This window comes from Aeromonas sp. 600948 (genome assembly GCF_049174875.1).
GTDB lineage: Bacteria > Pseudomonadota > Gammaproteobacteria > Enterobacterales > Aeromonadaceae > Aeromonas > Aeromonas veronii_A.
Window position 1 is genome coordinate 1 of record NZ_JAAKTY010000014.1, and the last position, 20,402, is coordinate 20,402.

The window sequence follows — 20,402 nt, forward strand, 5'->3', positions numbered from 1 at the left end:
GAAGGATTCGAACCTTCGAAGGCAGAGCCGTCAGATTTACAGTCTGATCCCTTTGGCCGCTCGGGAACCCCTCCACAAGTGCGAGGCGCATACTAACAGATCTTCCGGTTTTGTGAACCCCCAAGCAGGATTTTTCCATTAAAAGAATTGGATTTGTGGCCGATAACCAGTGAAATCGCCATTTTCGAGAGTTATCTCATGCTGCCCAGTTCAATCCGTAATCACCTGCTCGTCGATGAGGGCCAGTTGGGGCAGCGCCTCAACCGTGACCTGCAACATGGCGATCGGGCGGATTTCCGGTTGCATCTGGCCCTGCTGACCGACGCGGTGGAGGAGCAGCCCTGGTTTGATGCCAAACCGGCGGCCACTTCCCAGAGCCGTGACTGGCGTATGCACTTTGACCTGAGACCGGCAGAGGTGCTGGTGGCTGAAGGGGCTGGGAGTGACTGCAGTGCCATCAATGAGCGGTTGCAACAGGGGGGAAGCATGGTGGATGTGCGGCTCTGGCTGGCGCTGCAAACGCCGCCGCTGGCGGTCAAGCAATCCTTGCTGGATGAGGCTGTCTACGACAACCTGTCACCGCTGGCGCGGGAGCGGTTGCAAGGAAAGCTGGCCGATGTGCCGAGGCAGGAGGATCCGCTGGTATTGCTGCCGATCCTCGATCGTTTGCAAGAGGGGGTGGATACCCGGTTGCACTGGCTTAGTTGATGGCGCCTGTTCACTGGTGTAACGCGATGCTTGTCGGAAAATCACAGGCAACAAAAAGGCGGGTAACCCCGCCTTTATGCTCTTTGGAATTTTTAGCCTTGCGGCATGCTATCAAGCGTCAGCTTCATCCGGTTGCGGCTGCTCTTTGAGCGCTGCATTGGCACGACGGGCAATCGGCTTTTCGGTGTGACGGTTGAGTTGGCGCTCCAGTTTTTGCCCCAGTTCGTTGATGGCGGCGTAGAGATCCTCATGCTCTGCTTGGGCAAACAGTTTGCCGTTGGGGATGCCAGCACTGGCTTCGACAGTGAACATCAGACGCTCTTTGGAAACAATCACATGGGGTGTGATGAGAGGCACCTGAAGACGTTCGAGCTTTTCAAAACGGGATTCGATGCGCTCGCGGATAGCCGGGGTGATGTCGATGATTTTGCTGGTAATTTCGATTTTCATATTGGCCCCCTTCGGGTCGTCTTGCTTGTGTCTTCACCTTCAGATTACTCATTGGCAAAGATTGAAATGTGAGCCGTGTCACATAACCTTCCCTTGGCTATTCAGCAACTTATAAATTGTGATCTTTTCCGGTTTCGTGCCAAAAACAGCTTGAGCTCCATGAAACTGGCAGGCAGTATGACAGGAATAGGATCGTTTCTGTCCCTTCTTGGCAGCACTTCGTGTCGACCTCATGTCCGGTTTCCACTGCTTGATATCGCATGTTTGTACTCTTCCCTCGCAACCTCTGATCTGATGAGCGGATGCAGGGGGCGTTGCTATGCCTGATTGGACATCAAACGTGGTTGGTTGTTGTGTTGGAGTGGTAAATGAAGCAGCAGGCCACGCAAGTCATGTGGTTTTTCGATCGGCAACATGATCAGTGGAGTCTCTCTGATCAGGGGGCCTACCAGCAGTGGCAAGGGGAGGGCAATCATCCTTGGGCCGCTCGCCTGTTACCGGAAGATGAGGCAGGCTTTGCCGACTTTCTCGTCCGGCTTCATGAATCACATCTGCCTGAACAGTTTATTGGTCATCTGAAAGATGATCAGGGGCAGCTCAACCATGTGCTCTGGAGCGGTCAGTTTGTGCCTACCCAGCAGATCTGCTGTGGCTGGCTGGCCCCTCTTGATACCGCCAACAGTGCGGTCTCCTCTCTCAACCTCTCTTTGCCGTTGCTGCAAACCACCCTGCTCACCCAGTTGGCGCAGGCGCTCTCTGCCCGCACCGGGCTCGATTTCTTCAATACCCTGGTCAGCCAGCTGGCTCATATTCTCAAGGTGGATGCGGTCTGGGTGGGGGAGTTGTGCGGTGCCGACCGGGTCAAAGTGCTGGCTGCCGATGGGTTGTCGCTTAAAGACTACCCGCTGGCGGGCTCCCCCTGTCAGGAGCTCTACAAGCAAGGGGCCATCTGTTTCGAGGTGATCGACGAGTCGCAGGAGTATCAACCCTGGCTGGCGGCCGGGCAGACTTATTATGGTCAGCCGCTGTTTGATGCCAGAGGCCAACTTCTGGGCCATCTGGCGCTGCTCTATTCGGCCCCGGCAGATACCAGCAATCTCACCTCGGTGCTCAATACCTTCTCGGTACGGATGGTGGCCGAGCTGGAGCGCCTGCAATCCGATGCCCAGATGCGCCTCTCTGCCGTCGCATTCGAGACCCACGAAGGGATCATCATCACGGATCCGGGGTTCAAGATCCTGCGGGTCAACAACGCCTTCAGCCAGATCACCGGCTTTGACAGCCAGTCGGTGCTGGGCCTGCATCTGGAAGAGGATCTCTGGCCAAATCTGGGAGGGCTCGGTTACGAGCTCAACACCCTCAGCCGCTGGCAGGGGGAGACCCAGCGTCGCCATGTCGATGGTCACACCTATCCCCAGTGGGAGATAGTGACGCCGGTGCAGGATGAGAAGGGGGTGATCAGCCACTTTGTCATCTGCTTCGAGGATATCTCCGAGCGCAAGGCGGCCGAGCGGCGCATCCAGGATCTCGCCTATTACGACGAGCTGACCGGATTGCCCAATCGCCGTCAGCTCCACGAGACCCTGGTGCAGACCTTCAACGAGGCGACCCGCGACGGTCTGATTGGCGCGCTGCTCTTTATCGATCTCGACCACTTCAAGACCATCAACGACTCCCTCGGCCACGCCACCGGTGACTGGCTGCTCAAGGAGGTCGCCGCCCGTCTCAAACGGTTGGTGCGGCAAGGAGATTGCCTGGCCCGCCTCGGCGGTGACGAGTTTGTGTTGCTGTTGCCATCGCTCTCGGCCAGCCCGCCCCAGGCGGAGATGCAGGCCGATATCATTGCCGAGCGGCTCATCACCGAGATTGCCGCTCCTTATACCTATGTGGGGCAAGTGCTGCACATCGGCGCCAGCGTTGGCATTACCCTGTTTCCGGATCGGGAGCAGGGGGTCGATGACCTGCTCAAGCAGGCGGATACCGCCATGTATCAGGCCAAGTCCGCTGGCCGCAAGACCCGTCGCTTCTTCGATGCCTCGATGCAGCAGCAGGCGGATCGCCGTTTGCTCATTCACAACGAATTGCGCAACGCCCTCAGCCAGCAAGAGCTGACCCTCTACTATCAGCCCCAGCATATGGTCGATGGCGGCGATATCATTGGTGTCGAGGCGCTGATCCGCTGGCAGCCAGCCGGTCGCTCGCTGGTCTCGCCGGCCGAATTTATCCCCATCGCCGAGGAGACGGACCTGATTGTCGATATCGGCAACTGGGTGCTGCACGAGGCGTGCGCCCAGTATGTGCTGTGGGAGGAAAACGGCATCCACATTCCGCAGATCTCGGTCAACGTTAGTGCCAAGCAGTTCCATGCCACCGATTTTGTCGAGCGGATCCACGATGTGTTGGCGCAAACCGGCATGGATCCGGCCTGCCTCAATCTGGAGATCACCGAGTCCGTGGTGCTGGGTCATGCCGAGGACACCATCAGCAAGATGACCGAGCTCAAGGAGCTCGGCATCAGCTTTGCCATCGACGATTTTGGCGCCGGTTACTCCTCCCTGAGCTACCTCAAGCGGCTGCCTGCCGATGAGCTCAAGATCGACCGCTCCTTCATTCAGGACATCCCGAAAGATGGCGACAACATGGCCATCGTCGAGGCGGTGATCGCCATGGCGCGCCATATGGGGTTCAACGTCACGGCGGAAGGGGTGGAATCCCGCCAGCAACTGGAGTTTCTCAAGGCGCAGGGGTGCAGTTTCTATCAGGGCTATCTCGCCTCCAAGCCGCTGCCGGTGCCCTATCTGGAGAAATATGTACAGCGGCTGACCAGACCGGAGCAACTGCGTGAAATGCAGCTGAGCGAGGCAGAAAAATAGTCCTTGCTCCCCGCTGTAGCGCTGCCCGGCAACGGGTAGAATGAGAGGCAGTAGACCCACCGCCACCGGGCGGTGTATTGCCCTCAATGGAGATGCTCAGTGAAAGCTGTATGGGGAATTGTTTTGTCGGCGCTGTTCGTGCCGACCCTGATGGCGCAGACTGCCGACCAGACGCTCTACCGTCAGGCGTATGACGCCGTACGGGCCAATGATCAGGCCCGTTTCCAGCAAATTCGTGCCCGGTTGACCCATTACCCCCTGCTCCCTTACCTCGATTACTATCAGCTCGCCTTTCGTCCGGGGGCGGCGGATTACAACGATGTGACCCGCTTTATCCGCCAGCATGGAGATACCCCCCAGTCCAACCGGCTGGAGCGCAGCTATCTGACCTATCTGGCCCAGAGCCAGCAGTGGTCGCAGTTCCTGCGCTTCTATCCGGCCAAGCCGAGCTCCACCGATCTGCTCTGCATGCACTATCAGGCGCTCTATTACACCGGCAAGCAGAAAGAGGCGTTGCAGGGGGCGGGCAAGATCTGGATGAGCGGTCAATCCCGTCCCGATGCCTGCTCCCCGCTGTTCCAGCTGTGGCAGGCATCCGGTCAGCGAACCCAGGAGAAGATCTGGCAGCGGATGACGCTGGCGTTCGAGGCGGAAAACCCCAACCTGATCCGCCACCTTGGCGCGACCCTGGGTAGTGGCTTGCAGAGCTATGGCGATCAGATGGTGACCCTGTTCGAGCAGCCTGCCAAGGCGATGAACCCGGCCTATTTCAGCAGCAATCCCTACTCCCGTAAGCTGCTCTCCCTCGGTTTGACCCGCTATGCCAATCAGGAGCCGGAGTCGGTGCTGCGCCAGCTTGCGCTGTTTCGCAGCCGTTTCGGCCTGACCCAGGCCGAGGTGAAACCGGTAGAGCGTGCCATTGCCCGCCGCCTGCTGCTGGATCGCTCCATAGCCCAGCGCAGCTGGGTCGACAGCACGGTGAAAAAGCTGGCGGATCCCGACATTACCGAGCTGCGGGCGCGACTGGCCATCTGGGAGCAGGATTGGCGTGGCCTCTCCGGCTGGGTGAAGATGATGCCGATGGCCCGTCAGAAAGAGGATCGCTGGCGCTACTGGATGGCGCGCTCCCTTGAGGTGCAGGGGCAGCAAAAACCGGCGCGGGATCTCTATCTGGAGACCGCCAACCTGCGCGGTTTCTACGGCTTTATGGCCGCCCAGCGCACCGGCGTGCCCTATCGCATCAAGAACCAGAGCGTCAAGCATGTACCGGACTGGCGCACGGCCAGCCAGCGCTGGCCCTTCCTGTTGCGGGTGCGCGAATTGCTCTCGATGAACGAGATTGCGGCGGCCCGCTCGGAGTGGATCCACAACATGGATCGCAATCCGGTGGCCCAGCGCATCGAGTTTGGTCATATCGCCCTCAATCAGGGGTGGCACGAGCTGGCCATTCTCGCCAGCATTCGCGCCGAAGCGTGGGATGCTCTCGACCTGCGCTTCCCGCTGCCGCTCAAACGCACCTTCTCCCAGATGGCGCAAGAGCGCACCATGAACACCAGTTTGCTCTATGCCATCTCCCGTCAGGAGAGTGCCCTCTATCCGCTGGCCCAGTCGCCGGTGGGGGCGCGCGGTCTGATGCAACTGATGCCTGCTACTGCCAAAGAGACTGCCGGCAAGCTGGGGGTGCCCTATCGCAACGAGCAGCAACTGTTTGATCCGACGATGAATATTCGTCTGGGGAGCGCTTATCTCAAGCGCTTGCTGGATGTCTATGACGGCAACCGGATCCTGGCGGCGGCCGCCTACAACGCCGGGCCGGGACGGGTAAAACGCTGGCGAGAGCAGAGTGACAACAAGCCGATGGACGTGTGGGTCGAGAGTATTCCCTACAAGGAGACCCGCAACTACGTACAAAACGTGTTGTCGTTCGATCTCATTTATCAGCACAAGCTGCAGCAGCCGCTGCGCTTCATGTCAGAGCGGGAGCTCAATCACGCTTATTGAGTCGGGGGCCGCCAGCCGGCCCCTGTTTTCAAATTTCCCTGCTGCCGGGTATCATCGGGTAAGGTTTTGTTACCAAAGGAAACATGCCTGGTGACCTGGCTCCGGGAATTGCATCAGGCCGCAGGGTATACTCGGGCGTCGGCATCGACAGGTTCCCCCACAATAAAGGAATGGATAGTGGCAACGATTAAAGACGTTTCTCAGCTGGCAAATGTGTCTATCTCCACCGTGTCGCGGGTTATCAACAACACGGCACAGGTAGCACCGGAAAAGCGTGAGGCCGTACTGGCGGCCATGAAGGAACTGAATTTTCGACCCAACAGTTTTGCCCAGGCACTGGTCAGCAAGCGTTCCAACTGCATTGGCGTGCTGGTTGGCGACCTCTGCGGCGGCCCCTTCTTTGCCCAGATGATGCGTGGCATCGAAGCCATGGTCGATCAGGCCAACAAGTTCACCATCGTCATGTCTGGCAACCATGATATCGCCCGCGAGCGTCACGCCATTCAGGCGCTGCTGCAGCGCCAGTGCGATGCGCTGATCCTCCACAGCAAGGCGCTTCCGGACGAGGAGCTGAGCGAGCTGGCGGCAGGCTCTACCCCCATCGTGTTTATCAACCGTCAGGTGCCGGGCTTTGAGGATCGCTGCGTCTGGCTCGATAACCAGGCGGGGATCACCACCGCGTGCCAGCACTTGTTGGATGCCGGTCATCGCAACATCGCCTTTATCACCTCCGATGATGAAGAGTTTGTAGATGGTCAGCAGCGGATGGCCGGTTACACCCAGACCCTGGCCAGAGCCGGGATCGCCTTTGATCCTGCACTCGTCAGCCGCGCCTTTGCCGACGAAAATGGCGGCTATGTGGCGATGAGTGAACTGCTGGCCCGTGGTGTCGAGTTCACGGCCGTGCTCGGTTTCAACGACGGCATGGTGGCGGGGGCGATCTCTTGCCTGCTGGAGCGGGGTTACAAGATCCCGCAGCAGGTGTCGGTGGTGGGGTTCGACGATATCCCCTACGCCCGCTACATCTATCCCAAGCTCACCACAGTGCGCTACCCCATCGAGGAGATGGGCAGCCGCGCTGCTGAACTGGCGCTGCGCCTGCTCGATCACAAGCCGGTAGACGGCCTGGCGCTCAAGTTTGAAGCCCAGCTGGTGGAGCGTGAGTCAGTCGCCTGACGTGCGTCAAACAGTGAACAACAGTGTGGCCCCATCGGGGCCACACTGTTTTCTGCGTTATCTGAATAATCCGCCATTTATCCTGCCAGGGCGATCCGCTGCTGGCGGCGCGCCTCCACCCCTTCTGCCACCATATCGAGCAGTTGCCTTGTCTGTTCCCAGCCGATGCAGCTATCGGTGATCGACAGGCCGTAGCGCAGCGGTTTGCTGCCGATATCCTGACGCCCTTCACAGATAGAACTTTCCACCATGATGGCGGCGATGGCATGGCTACCAGCACCCAGCTGGTCGGCAATGTCACGGGCAACCAGCAGCTGGCGGGCATGTTGTTTCTGGCTGTTGCCGTGGCTGCAATCGATCATCAGGCGAGGGGAGAGATGATGCTGGCGCAGCAGCTCGCCAGCCTCTGCCACATGACTGCTCTGATAGTTTGGCTGGCGGCCACCGCGCAGGATCAGGTGGCAGTCGGGGTTGCCATGGCTGCGCACCAGTGCCAGCTGGCCATCACCGGAAGGCTGGGTATAGAGGTGGGCCGCCCGGCTGGCGAGGATCGCCTCGACTGCGATCCGGATATTGCCATCGGTGCCGTTTTTAAAGCCGATGGGGCAGGGAAGGGCCGAGGCCAGCTGGCGGTGGAGCTGGGATTCGGTGGTGCGAGCGCCAATGGCACCCCAGCTGATGAGATCCCCCAGATAGAGCATGCTGGTGAGATCGAGAAATTCGGTGGCACAGGCGAGCCCTTCCTGTCCAAGTGCAAGCAGTAACTCCCGAGCGTGGCATAGTCCCTTTTCAAGTTGATCGCTGCCATCGAGGTCGGGATCGAAGATAAATCCTTTCCAGCCGAGCGTCGTGCGCGGCTTTTCGAAATAGGTGCGCATCACCAGTTGCAGCTGCTCCCCGTATTGGCCCTGCAGTTCAGCGAGCTGGCCACCATAGTCGCGGGCGGCGGCCGGATCGTGAATGGAGCAGGGGCCGATCACCAGCAGCAGGCGGTCGTCCTCTCCCTGCAGAATATGGCGGGCTTGCTGGCGGCTGTGTGCGATTTGGCGAGCGAGCCGTGCCGGACAGGGTCTGGCCTTTAACATCTCGTCAGGGGTGGGCAGGGTGGCAAGGGGTGAAGCATTCAGAAGTGAGGTGAACATGAGCGATCCTGATGAAAATGGAAATCTGCATGCTCTTTGCTGTCCAGTGGGGATCTTCCCCTTATTCTCTTGGTTAACAGAGCGCGGGCATGGGCCCGCGCTCTGTTATATCAGTCTTGGCTACCTTAGAAGCGGGCTGAGCCGCTGACGTAGTAACTGCGACCCGGTTCGACGTTCTGGAAGACGGTGTCTTTCTCTTGCAGGCGCACGTCGGTCAGGTTGTTGATCCCCAGTCGCAGGTCAAAGTTCTCGGTGACCTTGAAGCCGGTGCCGAGATCGAAGGTCTGATAGCTGGGCAGCTTGTGCAGTACGACAACCTTGTTGACGGTCTGCTCGGCAAACTGGGTGCCGGTGTAGGTGGTGCCGACAAAGGCATTGACCCGCTCGGTGGCCTGCCAGGTGATCTTGGCATTGGCCTTGTGCTCAGGCCGCTCGGGCAGAGCCTGGCCCTGATCGCCTTCAGCCTTGAGGTAGGTGTAGTTGGCGCCGAGGTTGATATCGTCGGTCAGATTGAGCTTGCCGGTCAGTTCCAGCCCCTTGGTGGTGGCTTTCTCCAGGTTGTACCAGGTGCGGTCAGTGGAGTTCGGCAGCTGTTTGAAGGTGAGCATGTCGTCGATATCGGAGTAGAAAAGGGTGGCGCTGGTCTCCCAGATCCCTTGCCCTGCGATGACGCCCAGCTCGTAGTTGGTGCTGGTTTCCGGCTTGACCTTGTCGCTGCCATAGATGCGGCAACTGCCGCCGCAGCTCTCGATGCTGTAGCCATTGGAGTACTGGTGCGGTGCCGGCGCCTTGAAGGCCTGGCTGACACCGCCTTTGACGGTCACCACATCGTTCAGCTCGTACACCAGATAGCCGCGCGGGGTGAAGTGACTGCCGTAGATCTCGTGGTGATCGTAACGGCCGCCCAGAGTCAGGGTCAGGCTGTCGGTCAGGCCGATCTCGTCCTGAGCAAACAGTGCCTCTTGGGAGTGACTCTCTTTACCGCCGATATCCTTGTAGCTCACCGCATCCACCAGCTCCCGATCCAGATATTCACCACCCAGGGTCAGGTAGTGGTTGGCCAGCGCCAGGTTGGTGTAGCCCTTGAGGGTGAAGGTGTTCTCCTCCAGTTCGCGATGCTGCGGGGCCGAGTAGCTGGTATTGAAATCATCGATCTGGGAGCTTTCATAGTTGGCCATGACGGTGGTGTCACCCCAGCTCCAGTTCCCCTTGTGAGTCAGGCCAAACAGGTTGCGATCGTTCTGCTGCTGGCGGCTGTGCACCTTGTTGCCGGTCTTGCGGAAGATATCGAGGGGGCGCTCATCCTGGTTGTAGAGATAGTCAAACTCGAAGCGCTGCTGCTCATCCACCAGCCAGCTCAGGGTGGAGGCAAAGTTGCGGGTCTGCTTGGCTTCGATGAGCGGAATGCCATCGGCCGCTTCGGTGGGGGTCCAGGCTTGACGGTCATACACCTCGCCGTTCATCCGGATCAGCAGGTTGTCGGTCAGCGGGCCGGTAAAGCCCAGGTTGGTTCTGTGCTGATCGCCGCCATCCTTGCCCTCGATGGCTTTGAAGTCGGCATCGGCTGCCCCTTGCCAGGTTTTGCCCGGCTGCTTGGTGATGATGTTAATGACACCGCCGATGGCATCGGAGCCGTAAAGTGCTGACATGGGGCCGCGGATCACCTCGACCCGCTGGATCATGCCGAGGGGCACCGGGGTGTTGTCGAAGTTGCCGCCGCGCCACAGGGCATTGGAGGAGGAGAGGCGTTTGCCATCCACCAGCACCAGGGTGTACTTGCCGGACATGCCGCGAATGCCGATATCGCTGCGGCCATTGGTGTCAGCTTCAGCCTGAATGCCCACTTCGTGGCGCAGCAGATCTGCAAGGTCATTGACTGGCGCGGCGGCGATCTGTTCGGCCGTGATGACAGAGATAGAGGCGGGTGCCGATCGAGTATTGTGCGCCGTGGTGGTGACGGTGATCACCTCATCGGCTTGAGGGGGGTTGCTGGCGGCGATCGCTTGCTGGGTCAGCAGAGTGACGATGGTGGTGGCCAGCAGGCTGGGAGCAATAAAACGGGAGGTTGAGGATTTCATTATTTACATCTTCCATAACATACAAATGATAAGCGTTATCATTATCAAATTGAATTTGCTCCGATCGCAACTCTTTTTTATCGGCGAAGTTCAGTTTCGTTCGTCACCCGCTTTTGACTAAAAAGAAGTTAATGAAATTGATTCTCATTTGTATTGATCGTTTTTTCGCTCCTTGTTAGGATGCCGTTCACTCTGATATCTGGTGAGTCAAATGACTCACCTTAAGTCGTGTCAGGCAGTGATTCATTCCAAGGAGTAGCACCGTCATGTGTGACCATGCACTGGAAGGAGAGTGGCCCGCCACAGCGGTCGGGCTGGATAAAGTGTGCTGTTTTGCCAGCGGTGACAGGGTACTGGTCGCCTCCGGTATCCACGACAGTTTTACCGGCATCCCGCCGGAGAAGCTGCTCGCCCATCTGCGTCAGTTGCGCCAGCAGGGGATGGACAATCCCATCGCCATCGGCGCCATCCCTTTTGATACCCAATCCCCCTGGCATCTGGTGATCTCGGCGCAATCGCAGTGGGTCGCAAGGGATGCGCTGTTGCCCGCCCGCTGTTGTCAGCTTCGTGGTGAGGTGAGTGAAGTGACCGGCGCTGCCCACTATCAGGGAGCGGTGCGGGCGGCACTGCAGCAGTTCAGCGAGGGGCAGCTCGAGAAGGTGGTGCTGTCGCGCGCCATCGATGTGCAGAGCGCAGAGCAGACCTCCCCCGCACACGCCTATGGCTCTCTGTTGGCCCAGAATCCGGGCGCCTATGTGTTCCAGATCCCGCTGCCGGAGGGGGAGACCCTGCTTGGTGCGAGCCCCGAGCTGCTGGTATCGCGCAGCGAGATGGCGGTGGTGAGCAATCCGCTGGCGGGCTCCCGTCCGCGCCACGCGTTTTCCGATCAACAGGCGGCCAGTGCCGAACTGCTGGGGGCGCAGAAGGATCGCTATGAACATGCGCTGGTGGCCGATGCAGTCGCTGCGGCCCTCGCTCCCTTCTGCCGCGAGCTGGACGTCCCTCTGGAGCCGCAGGTGATCGCCACTCCTACCATGTGGCACCTCTCGACCCGCATCGCCGGACGGCTCCATGAACCCTCTCCCGTGCTGGCTCTGGCGCTGGCACTGCACCCGACACCGGCGGTGTGCGGCACGCCGCTCTCGGCAGCGCGTCAGGCCATCGCCCGGCTTGAGGGGTACGATCGCCGCTTCTACTGCGGCGCCGTTGGTTGGATGGATGCCGACGGCAATGGCGAGTGGGTAGTCACCATTCGCTGTGGCGTGCTTGCCGGCAGACAGCTGCGGCTCTATGCTGGCGCCGGGGTGGTGGTGGGCTCTTCGCCGGAAGCGGAGTGGCAGGAGACCGCCGCCAAGCTCGGCACCATGTTGCGTGCCTTCGGCCTCGAAAGCCGGGAGCCGGAGGTAACCGCATGAAGCCGCTGGTGCCCTTTACCCCCTGGCCCGCCGAGCTGGCAGCCCACTACCGGGCACAAGGGTGGTGGCGCGGACAACCGCTCATCGCCCTGCTCGATGAATCTGCAGAACGGTATCCCGAGCGCACGGCCCTGATCTGTGGCGAGCGCACCCTCAGTTATGGCCGGTTAAAGCGTGAGGTTGATGCGCTGGCGGCGCGGCTGGCGGCGCGCGGGCTGGGCCACGGCGATACCGCGCTGGTGCAGTTGCCCAACTGCGCCGAGTTCTATATCTGCTGGTTTGCCCTGATCCGCTGCGGCGTAGTGGCGGTGCATGCCCTCTACAGCCATCAGCGGCGCGAGCTGGTGGCCTTTGCCCGCCAGATTGAGCCCGCCTTGCTGGTACTCAGCCCCTCCCATCCCGGCTTTGCCGGTGAAGCGGGGAGCCTCGCGGCCCTTGATGAGCTGGTATATCCCCCCTGCCAGACACTGCTGTTCGAGCAGGCTGAAGGCTCCGATCTTCTGTCAGGATTTGCATGGCTTCAGCCTGAAACCGTGGCTCGTGCTGATGGTTCGCCCCTGACGGCCACTGCGCCGACTCCTACTCCGGCCGATCAGGTCGCCTTTTTCCAGCTCTCCGGCGGCAGCACCGGCACTCCCAAACTGATCCCCCGTACCCACGATGACTATGGCTACAGCGTGCGCCAGAGCGTAGCGGTGTGCGGTTGGGATGAGCGGGTGATCTATCTATGCGCTCTGCCAGCGCCCCACAACTTTCCCCTGAGCTCCCCCGGCGCACTCGGAGTGTTTTATGCCGGTGGCTGCGTGGTGCTGGCAAAGGATCCCTCTGCAGCAACCTGTCTGCCGCTGGTGCAGCGCCATCAGGTCAACTGGGCGGCATTGGTGCCACCGGCTCTGGCGCTCTGGCTGGAGGCGGCCAGCCACTATTCGCAGACCTCTCTGGAGTGTGTGCAGGTGGGAGGTGCGCGCCTCAGCCCGGCTCACGCCGAGGCGGTGGCGAGCCGCCTTGGTTGCCGTTTGCAGCAGGTGTTCGGCATGGCCGAGGGGCTGGTCAACTACACCCGCATCGAGGATAACCAGTGGCACATCGTCAATACCCAGGGCCGCCCGATGAGTCCGGGCGACGAGGTCGAGGTGCGGGGCAGCGACGGACGCCCCTTGCCAGATGGCGAGTGCGGCGAGCTCTGGACGCGTGGCCCCTACACCTTTCGCGGCTACTTCAAGGCTGGTGCCCACAATCAGCGGGCTTTTGATCGGGACGGTTTCTACTGCACCGGCGATCTGGTCTGCCGCTTGCCCGGCGGTCATCTGATGGTGGTGGGGCGCAACAAGGATCAGATCAACCGGGGTGGGGAGAAGATCGACGCCCTCGAGATTGAAGAGCTGTTGCTGACCCACCCGGAGGTGCGGCAGGCGGTACTGGTTGCCATGCCCGATCCCATGCTCGGGGAGCGCAGCTGCGCCTTTCTGATGTGCCGCGAGCCCCTCAATCTGCCCCGCTTGCGCCGTTTCCTGCGCGAGCAGGGGGTGGCCGATTACAAACTGCCCGATCGCCTGGTGCTGGTGGAGCAACTGCCCCACACCCCGGTCGGCAAGATAGACAAACAGAGGCTGCGCGAGCAGCTCGCCAAGGAGTGTGCATGACCATTCAATCCCTCGCCGCCTATCCGCTGCCTATCGCAGAGGAGCTGCCCACCGGGCGGGTGAACTGGCCCTTCGAACCGGGCCGGGCCGCCTTGCTGGTCCACGATATGCAGTACTATTTCGTCGATTTCTACGGGCCAGACAATCCGCTGATCAATCAGGTCATCGACCATATCGCCACCCTGATCCGTCAGGCGCGTGCTCTCGGCATGCCAGTGGTCTATACCGCCCAGCCCGCCGAACAGAGTCAGGCAGATCGGGCGCTGCTCAATGACATGTGGGGGCCGGGGCTGACCCGGGCGCCGGAGCGTCAACCCATCGTTCCGGCGCTGGCACCCGAGCCGCAGGATACGGTGCTGACCAAGTGGCGCTACAGCGCTTTTTGCCGCTCGCCGCTGGCAGAGCTGATGGCCGAATGGGGGCGAGATCAGCTGGTGATCTGCGGCATCTACGGCCATATCGGGGTGATGCAGACGGCGGTCGATGCTTTTATGCGCGATATCCGCCCCTTCCTGGTGGCAGATGCCATCGCCGACTTCTCCCGCGAGGATCATCTGTTGGCGCTCTCCTACGTCAGCCGCAATGCGGGTCGGGTGATTACCGTGGCCGAGGTGATGGCGGCCAGCAAACGCCCCCTGACTCGGGAGTCGCTACGTGCTCAGGTGTTGGTGCGGCTGCCCGCCGAGATGCAGCAGGAGCAGCCCACCGAGGATGACAACTTGCTCGACTACGGTCTCGACTCGCTGGCGGTGATGGGGCTGGTGGAAGAGTGGCGTCAGCAGGGGCTGGTGGTGGAGCTGGCCGAGCTGGCCCGCACGCCGACCCTGGCTCACTGGTGGGGGCTCCTCTCCCGTCAGCTTAATGTCAGTCAGGCCACGGCTTATCAGGTCAACGAAGATCACGTCAGCGAACCGGAGTGCACCCCATGAGCGAGTGGCAAGGCAGAACCGTCTGGGTAACCGGTGCGGCACAGGGAATTGGCCATGCGGTGGCACGTACCTTTGCCGAGGTGGGAGCCAGCGTGGTGGCGTTCGATTTGCAACTGGTCGAGGCGCTGCCCGGCAACGTGAAGGGAGTGGTAATCGATGTCAGCGACAGCGAGGCCGTGACCCGCTGCTGCGAACAGCTGCTGGACGAGGGGCTGGGACCCGATGTGCTGGTCAATGTCGCCGGCGTACTGGCGACCGGCAGGATCGATGAGGTAGATGACGCCCTCTTGCAGCGCACCTTCGCCATCAACACCTTCGCTCCTTTCTACCTGATGCGGGCTCTGACCCCCTGGTTTCAGGGACGGCGCAGGGGCGCCATCGTCAATGTCTCTTCCAATGCCGGTCGGGTACCGCGAGTGGGGATGGGCATCTATGGCGCCTCCAAGGCGGCGCTGACCAGCCTCACCCAAACGGCTGGGTTGGAGCTTGCCCCCTATGGGGTGCGCTGCAATCTGGTGTCGCCGGGCTCGACCCGTACCCCCATGCTGTACGGCATGTGGCAGGAGGGGGAGGCGGCGCAGCAGGAAGGAGAGCTGCGTACCATCGCGGGTCTGCCCGGGCAGTTCAAGCTGGGGATCCCCCTTGGCAAACTTGGGACCCCCGACGAGGTTGCCGCCAGCGTGCTGTTTCTCGCCTCCGATGCCGCCAGCCATATCACCCTGCAGGATCTGGTGGTTGATGGCGGTGCCACTCTGGGGGTCTAGCCCGCGCGCAGCCGATCTGGCAGGTGTGACACTCTACTTTATGGAGGAGGCCTGGCCTCCTCGCTTTTCAGCCATGCGGGCAGGAGCAACTCACTGCCCGCTCGATGTTTGCGCAAGGACATTTCCATGGAACAGACAATGGCGATGCGCGCCACCCATCAGCGTGGGGAGCCGCCGCGCTGGTCGCTTACCACCGCTCAGGCGGGCATATGGTTTGCCCAGCAAAAATATCCGCAGAGCCCCGCCTGCAATACCGGCGAGTACTGGCTGCTGGAGGGGGCGCTGGCTCCCCATCACTTCACCCGCGCGGTGCGCCAGACTATCGACGAGATCCCCGGTCTGCACTGCGCATTTGTGGCTACTGCCGATGGCCCGCAGATGGTGGCCAACCCCGCTTGCTGGCAGCTGGCAGAGCGGGATCTGCGTAGCGAAGCCGACCCGCTTGCGGCCGCGCAGGCCGAGATGCGTGCGCAGTTGGCCGCCCCCTTCAATCTGGCCGAGGGGCCGCTGTTTGCCACCACCCTCTATCGCCTTGGCGAGGGGCGGTGGGCCTGGTTTATCGCCGTGCACCATATCGCCATCGACGGCTTTGGCCTGAGCCTGCTCTGCCAGCGGGTGGCAAATTGGTATGAGGCGCTCTGTGCCGGCGAGCAGCCAGCCCCCTGCCGTTATGCGACCCAGCAGCAGCTGCTGGCCGAGGAGGTGGCCTATCAGGATTCGCCGCGCGCCGCGCGGGATCGCGATTTCTTCACCCAACAGCTAGCTGGGGTGGAGAATCCTGCGTCGCTCTCCCGCCGCTCGGCGCAAGGGCCGGGCCCCACATATCGTCTTGAGCAGCGGCTGGCTGGCCGCCAGTGGCAGGCACTGGTAGAGCGGGCGAGTCGCTCGGCCTGTCACCCCTACAGCTTGCTGCTGGCGGCAGTGGCCAGCTATGTGCAGCGAATGAGCGGCGCTGGCGAGGTGGTGCTGGGTATTCCGCTGATGGGGCGGCTGGGCTCAGCGGCGGCCGATACCCCTTGCATGAAGGTCAATGTGGTGCCCCTGCGCATCGAGCTGAGCGGCACCAGCCGGGTAGGGGAGTTGCAGGCACAGGTCGAGCGGCAATTTGCCGCCCTGCGTCGTCATCAGGGCTGCCGTCAGGAGTGGTTGCAACAGCGTCAGCCGGGCCAGCCGCTGTTTGGCCCTCAGGTCAATCTGATGCCCTTTGCCCGTACCCTCAGCGTTGGTGAAGGACACAACCAGGTTCGTGGCGAGGTGCAGGTGCTGGCGGCGGGGCCGGTGGAGGAGTGCGCCTTCTATTTTGCCGAGGAGGCAGGCGCGATGACCCTGACCCTAGAAGCACATCAGGGGCGCTTCAGCCAACAGGAGAGCGAACGTCATCTGGCCCGGCTAGTAGCCTATCTGGCGGCCTGGAGTGAGGCGGATGATGAGGCCCTGGCGGTGCGCTTGCCGCTGTTGCTGCCCTGTGAGCAGGTTGAGCTGGCGCGCTGGAACCAAACCGACCATCCGTTGCCGACCACCACCCTGAGCGCACTACTGGCCGAGGGGCTGGCGGCGGCAGATCAGAGCGTCATCGCGCTGGAGTGTGGCGCCGAGCGCTGGAGTGTGGCCGAGCTGCGCCAGCGTACCCGCCAGCTGGCCAGCTATCTGGCGGGGAGGGGCGTGGGCCCCGGTTGCCGGGTGGCGGTGGTGATCCCGCGCTCTCCCGAGCTTATTCTCGCCCAGCAGGCTATCATGGCGGCGGGGGCCGTCTATGTACCCGTTGATCCGGACTATCCGGCGGAGCGGATTGGCTACATTCTCGCCAGCAGCGATCCTGCGCTGGTGCTGACCAGTCGCACCTTGCGGATGCCGCTCGATGTGGTCGCGCCACTTGTCTGCCTCGATGCCCCCGGTGTGGCAGAGCAGCTGGCGACGCTAGACGTGGCGGCGATAGCACCTTGTGAGCTGCCAGCCCCCAAGCCGGAAGATGCGGCCTACATCATCTACACCTCCGGCTCGACCGGTCGGCCCAAAGGGGTGGTGGTGAGCCATGGCGCCATCGTCAACCGACTGCTCTGGATGCAGCACATGTATCCCATCGGCCCGGCGGATCGGGTGCTGCAAAAGACCCCGGCCGGTTTCGATGTCTCCATCTGGGAGTTTTTCTGGCCCTTTATGACCGGGGCGCGGCTGGTGCTCGCCAAACCGGGCGGCCACAAGGATCCCGCCTACCTTGCCGAGCTGATTGAGCAGGCCGGGATCACCACCTTGCACTTTGTCCCCTCCATGCTGCAGATTTTTGTCACTCAGGCCGAGCCTGCTCGTTGCCGCGCCCTGCGGCAGGTATTTTGCTCCGGCGAGGCGCTGCCCGCGGATCTGGTGCAGCGCTGGTATGGGATATTCTCAGCCCCCCTGCACAACCTCTATGGCCCGACCGAGGCGGCGGTGGATGTCACCTGGTATCCCTGCCGGGCAGACGAGGCGGTGACCAGCGTGCCCATCGGCTATCCGGTCTGGAATACCAGCATCCACATTCTCGACCCCTGGTTGCAGCCGGTGCCCCCCGGGGTGGCAGGCGAGCTCTGGATCGGCGGCGTGCAGGTGGCAGAGGGCTACTTTGGCCAGCCCGAGCTCACCGCCGAGCGCTTTATTGCCAACCCCTTCGGAGCGGGACGGCTCTATCGCAGCGGCGATCTGGCCGCCTGGCGCGAGGATGGCGCCATCGAGTATCTGGGGCGCCTCGATTTTCAGGTGAAGATCCGTGGCCAGCGCATCGAACTGGAGGAGATCGAGCAGGTGCTGCTGCGCCATCCCCGGGTGGCGCAGGCGGTGGTGCTGGCCCCTGAATTTGCCCCCGGCGATCGCCGTCTGGTGGCCTATGTGGTGACCGCAGATAGCAGAGAGCTGACGCTGGCCGAGCTGGCACCCGCCCTTGGCGCGGCGTTGCCCGACTACATGGTACCGGGGCTCCTGGTAAACCTGGCCAAGCTGCCGCTTACCCCCAATGGCAAGCTGGATCGCAAGGGGCTGCCGCTGCCCGATATGGCGTCGGCGGTCGGTCAGTCGCTGCCGAAAACCCTGCTGGAGGAGCGTCTCTGTCGCCTCTTCGCCGAGGTACTGGGGCTGGCGCGGGTCGGCGCCGACGATAACTTCTTTGCCCTCGGCGGCCACTCCCTGCTGGCGGCACAGCTGGTGGTGCGCATTGAAGAGTCGACCGGACAGACTCTCACTCTGGCCAGCCTGTTCGAAGCACCTAGCCCCGCCCAGCTGGCGCGCCGTCTTGGCGGTGAGCGGGAGGCCATGCCCATGCTGTTGCCCCTGCGGGCGCATGGTACGCAGTCTGGCACATCGTGCCCCACCCTCTTTTGCGTCCACCCCGCAGGGGGGCTCGGCTGGTGTTATGCGCCACTGGTGCCCCATCTGCCGACCGACATGGCGGTCTATGCCCTGCAGGCGCGGGCGCTCTGCCAACCGGATGCGCCGCTGCCCGCCAGTTTCGACGAGCTGGCGCTCGATTATGTGACCGAGCTGCGTCGTCAACAGAGCGAGGGACCCTACTGGCTGCTCGGCTGGTCCCTCGGGGGCATGCTGGTGCACCGGATGGCCGCCATGCTGCAAGAGCAGGGACAAGAGGTGGCCATGGTGCTGCTGCTCGATGCCTACCCCTGTCAGCAGTGGCAAACCCAGCCGTTGCCCGACGAGCAGCGGATGCTCGATGCGCTGCTGCGGATGGGAGGCATTGCGGTTGCGGACGATGCGCTCGATTCCCTTACTCGTGACGAGGTGGTGGCCCGGCTGGGGGCAGAGGGGAGTGCGTTGGCCATGCTCGACGAGCAGGTGGTGAGCGCCATGATTGAGCTGGTGGGCCACAACAACCGGCTAATCCGTCAGCCGGTCGACTACTGCTACCACGGGGAGGTGATCTTTATCGAGGCGTCAGCCTCCCGCCAGCCCTGGCTGGATGGACGCGGTTGGGAGTCGCTGACAAAAGGGGAGATCCGCTATGAGCGCTTCCCCTGTCTGCATCAGGAGATGGTGCATCCCGACTGGCTGGCGAAGATCGGCGCCCTTATTTGTGAGCGGGTCGATGGGGTCGGGCAACAACCGCACATCCGGCAGGAGGGGGACGAATGACCCCGGTTGCCGCCATCCGGGAAGCTTTGTTGGCGGGCAAACTGGTGGGGCTGGGGGAACCGCATTGGCACCCAGATTTTATCCGGCGCCAGCACGCCTGGCTCTGCGATCCGGCGCTCTGGGGAGTCATGACCGATCTGGTGCTGGAGTGCGGCAACCGCCGCCATCAGGGCTTGCTCGATGCCTGGCTGACGGGGCAGGAGAGCTGGCAGGGTGAGCCGCTGACGCTGGCACGGCTCTATCCGGTCTGGCTTGACTCCTGCGCCTTTCCCGCCTGGATGGCCCCCGAGTTTCCGGCTCTCTTTTCCGCTCTGCGCCAGAGCAATCTGGCGCGCCCCGAACATGTGCGGCTGCGGGTGCATCTCTGCGAGCCTTCATTCGAGTGGCAGGAGATGAGTCCGGAGCGATGGCAGCAACACAACAGTGGGCGGGATCAGGCGCTGGCCGACGATCTTCTTGCACTTCCCGCCCGCGGCGTGGTGGTGCTGGCGGGGGCGCGCCATCTGCTCAAAGTCGCAGGGGATCCCCACTTTGCGCAGCCGACGCTGGGCCAGTTGCTGGAGGCCGCTCGGCCGGGTTGGCTGCAGGTGCTTCACCCCTGGCCAATGGCTGATGGAAAGGGAGATGAGAAAGAGGAGCGAGTGTGCGAGCTGGCCGGGATCGCGACTGCCGACCTCTATCCCCACTGGCCGACGCATCCGCCGCTGGAGACTCTTATCGACAGGTTGGTGCGCGTGGCTGACCGGGGACGGGAGATGCGAATTTGCCCGACCTTGCTGGCCGAGCCCTGGTGCAGCCACTTGCTGAGTCGCGCTCACTTGCTGCCAGTTGGCATGGCCCGCCAACTGCAACAGTGGTTGGCGTAACTGCTGGTTGGAGTAACGGCTGACTGAAGTAACTCAATGGGGGAGCAAGGCTCCCCTTTTTCACATTTGGCATCCTGCGTTCAGTGCTGCAAAGTTGCACCATTTACGGCATACCTTGCCACTCATCGCCGAAAATTCAGCTCCTTCGCTACTTTAAAGAAGTTTCTACTGGTCTTACCTGAGTAAATCCCTTTGCTTTTTATTTAACAAGGTATTTACATCTAGGTGTCACCAGCATCGG

Annotated in this window: 13 protein-coding genes; 10 read left to right on the forward strand and 3 right to left on the reverse strand. The window is 61.9% G+C overall.

Annotated features, from left to right (window positions below; translation table 11 throughout):
- The first annotated feature begins 198 nt into the window (after positions 1 to 198).
- Positions 199 to 708 carry a VC2046/SO_2500 family protein gene (locus G5182_RS12915; protein WP_216977409.1) on the forward strand — a complete coding sequence of 170 codons (510 nt, stop codon included), beginning with the start codon at positions 199 to 201 and terminating at the stop codon, positions 706 to 708.
- Positions 709 to 819: 111 nt separating this feature from the next.
- On the opposite strand, the gene hpf is transcribed toward G5182_RS12915, so the two are convergent.
- The gene (gene hpf / locus G5182_RS12920) at positions 820 to 1,158 is read right to left on the reverse strand and encodes a ribosome hibernation-promoting factor, HPF/YfiA family (protein WP_005334257.1); all 339 of its coding nucleotides are present in this window, start codon (positions 1,156 to 1,158) and stop codon (positions 820 to 822) included.
- Positions 1,159 to 1,526: 368 nt separating this feature from the next.
- Here hpf and G5182_RS12925 point away from each other — a divergent pair, with 368 nt between their 5' ends.
- The 3 genes from G5182_RS12925 to G5182_RS12935 all read left to right on the forward strand — a co-directional run bounded on the left by G5182_RS12925 (position 1,527) and on the right by G5182_RS12935 (position 7,208).
- Positions 1,527 to 4,031, forward strand: a complete 2,505-nt coding sequence (locus G5182_RS12925; RefSeq protein ID WP_199415888.1) for a putative bifunctional diguanylate cyclase/phosphodiesterase — start codon at positions 1,527 to 1,529, stop codon at positions 4,029 to 4,031.
- A 99-nt stretch (positions 4,032 to 4,130) separates the two neighbouring features.
- On the forward strand, positions 4,131 to 6,032 hold the full coding sequence (locus G5182_RS12930; RefSeq protein WP_058058058.1) for a transglycosylase SLT domain-containing protein: 1,902 nt from the start codon (positions 4,131 to 4,133) through the stop codon (positions 6,030 to 6,032).
- 177 nt (positions 6,033 to 6,209) lie between these two features.
- Complete coding sequence (locus tag G5182_RS12935) at positions 6,210 to 7,208, forward strand: LacI family DNA-binding transcriptional regulator (protein WP_164537168.1); 999 nt, start codon at positions 6,210 to 6,212, stop codon at positions 7,206 to 7,208.
- 77 nt (positions 7,209 to 7,285) lie between these two features.
- Here G5182_RS12935 and G5182_RS12940 read toward each other — a convergent pair whose 3' ends face one another.
- Together G5182_RS12940 and G5182_RS12945 are read right to left on the reverse strand one after the other, a co-directional pair.
- Entirely contained in the window at positions 7,286 to 8,350 is a 1,065-nt protein-coding gene (locus tag G5182_RS12940; RefSeq protein ID WP_421231555.1) for a 3-deoxy-7-phosphoheptulonate synthase, read from the reverse strand.
- A gap of 125 nt (positions 8,351 to 8,475) precedes the next feature.
- Positions 8,476 to 10,428 (reverse strand): TonB-dependent receptor domain-containing protein, encoded by a 1,953-nt coding sequence (locus G5182_RS12945; RefSeq protein WP_421254430.1) that lies wholly within the window; start codon positions 10,426 to 10,428, stop codon positions 8,476 to 8,478.
- 266 nt (positions 10,429 to 10,694) lie between these two features.
- Between G5182_RS12945 and G5182_RS12950 the strand changes: the two genes are divergently transcribed.
- The 6 genes from G5182_RS12950 to G5182_RS12975 all read left to right on the forward strand — a co-directional run bounded on the left by G5182_RS12950 (position 10,695) and on the right by G5182_RS12975 (position 20,161).
- A complete protein-coding gene (locus G5182_RS12950) occupies positions 10,695 to 11,843 on the forward strand; it encodes an isochorismate synthase (RefSeq protein WP_216979091.1) in 1,149 nt (382 codons plus the stop codon).
- Positions 11,840 to 13,486 carry a (2,3-dihydroxybenzoyl)adenylate synthase gene (locus G5182_RS12955; protein ID WP_421254431.1) on the forward strand — a complete coding sequence of 549 codons (1,647 nt, stop codon included), beginning with the start codon at positions 11,840 to 11,842 and terminating at the stop codon, positions 13,484 to 13,486. The genes G5182_RS12950 and G5182_RS12955 overlap by 4 nt, the downstream gene beginning before the upstream one ends.
- A complete protein-coding gene (locus tag G5182_RS12960; protein WP_227340858.1) occupies positions 13,483 to 14,415 on the forward strand; it encodes an isochorismatase family protein in 933 nt (310 codons plus the stop codon). Before G5182_RS12955 ends, G5182_RS12960 begins: the two co-directional genes overlap by 4 nt.
- Positions 14,412 to 15,179 carry a 2,3-dihydro-2,3-dihydroxybenzoate dehydrogenase gene (gene dhbA / locus G5182_RS12965; RefSeq protein WP_227340857.1) on the forward strand — a complete coding sequence of 256 codons (768 nt, stop codon included), beginning with the start codon at positions 14,412 to 14,414 and terminating at the stop codon, positions 15,177 to 15,179. The genes G5182_RS12960 and dhbA overlap by 4 nt, the downstream gene beginning before the upstream one ends.
- Positions 15,180 to 15,305: 126 nt before the next feature.
- Positions 15,306 to 19,295, forward strand: a complete 3,990-nt coding sequence (locus tag G5182_RS12970; protein WP_421254432.1) for an amino acid adenylation domain-containing protein — start codon at positions 15,306 to 15,308, stop codon at positions 19,293 to 19,295.
- Complete coding sequence (locus G5182_RS12975) at positions 19,292 to 20,161, forward strand: hypothetical protein (RefSeq protein WP_227340855.1); 870 nt, start codon at positions 19,292 to 19,294, stop codon at positions 20,159 to 20,161. The genes G5182_RS12970 and G5182_RS12975 overlap by 4 nt, the downstream gene beginning before the upstream one ends.
- Positions 20,162 to 20,402: the final 241 nt, after the last annotated feature.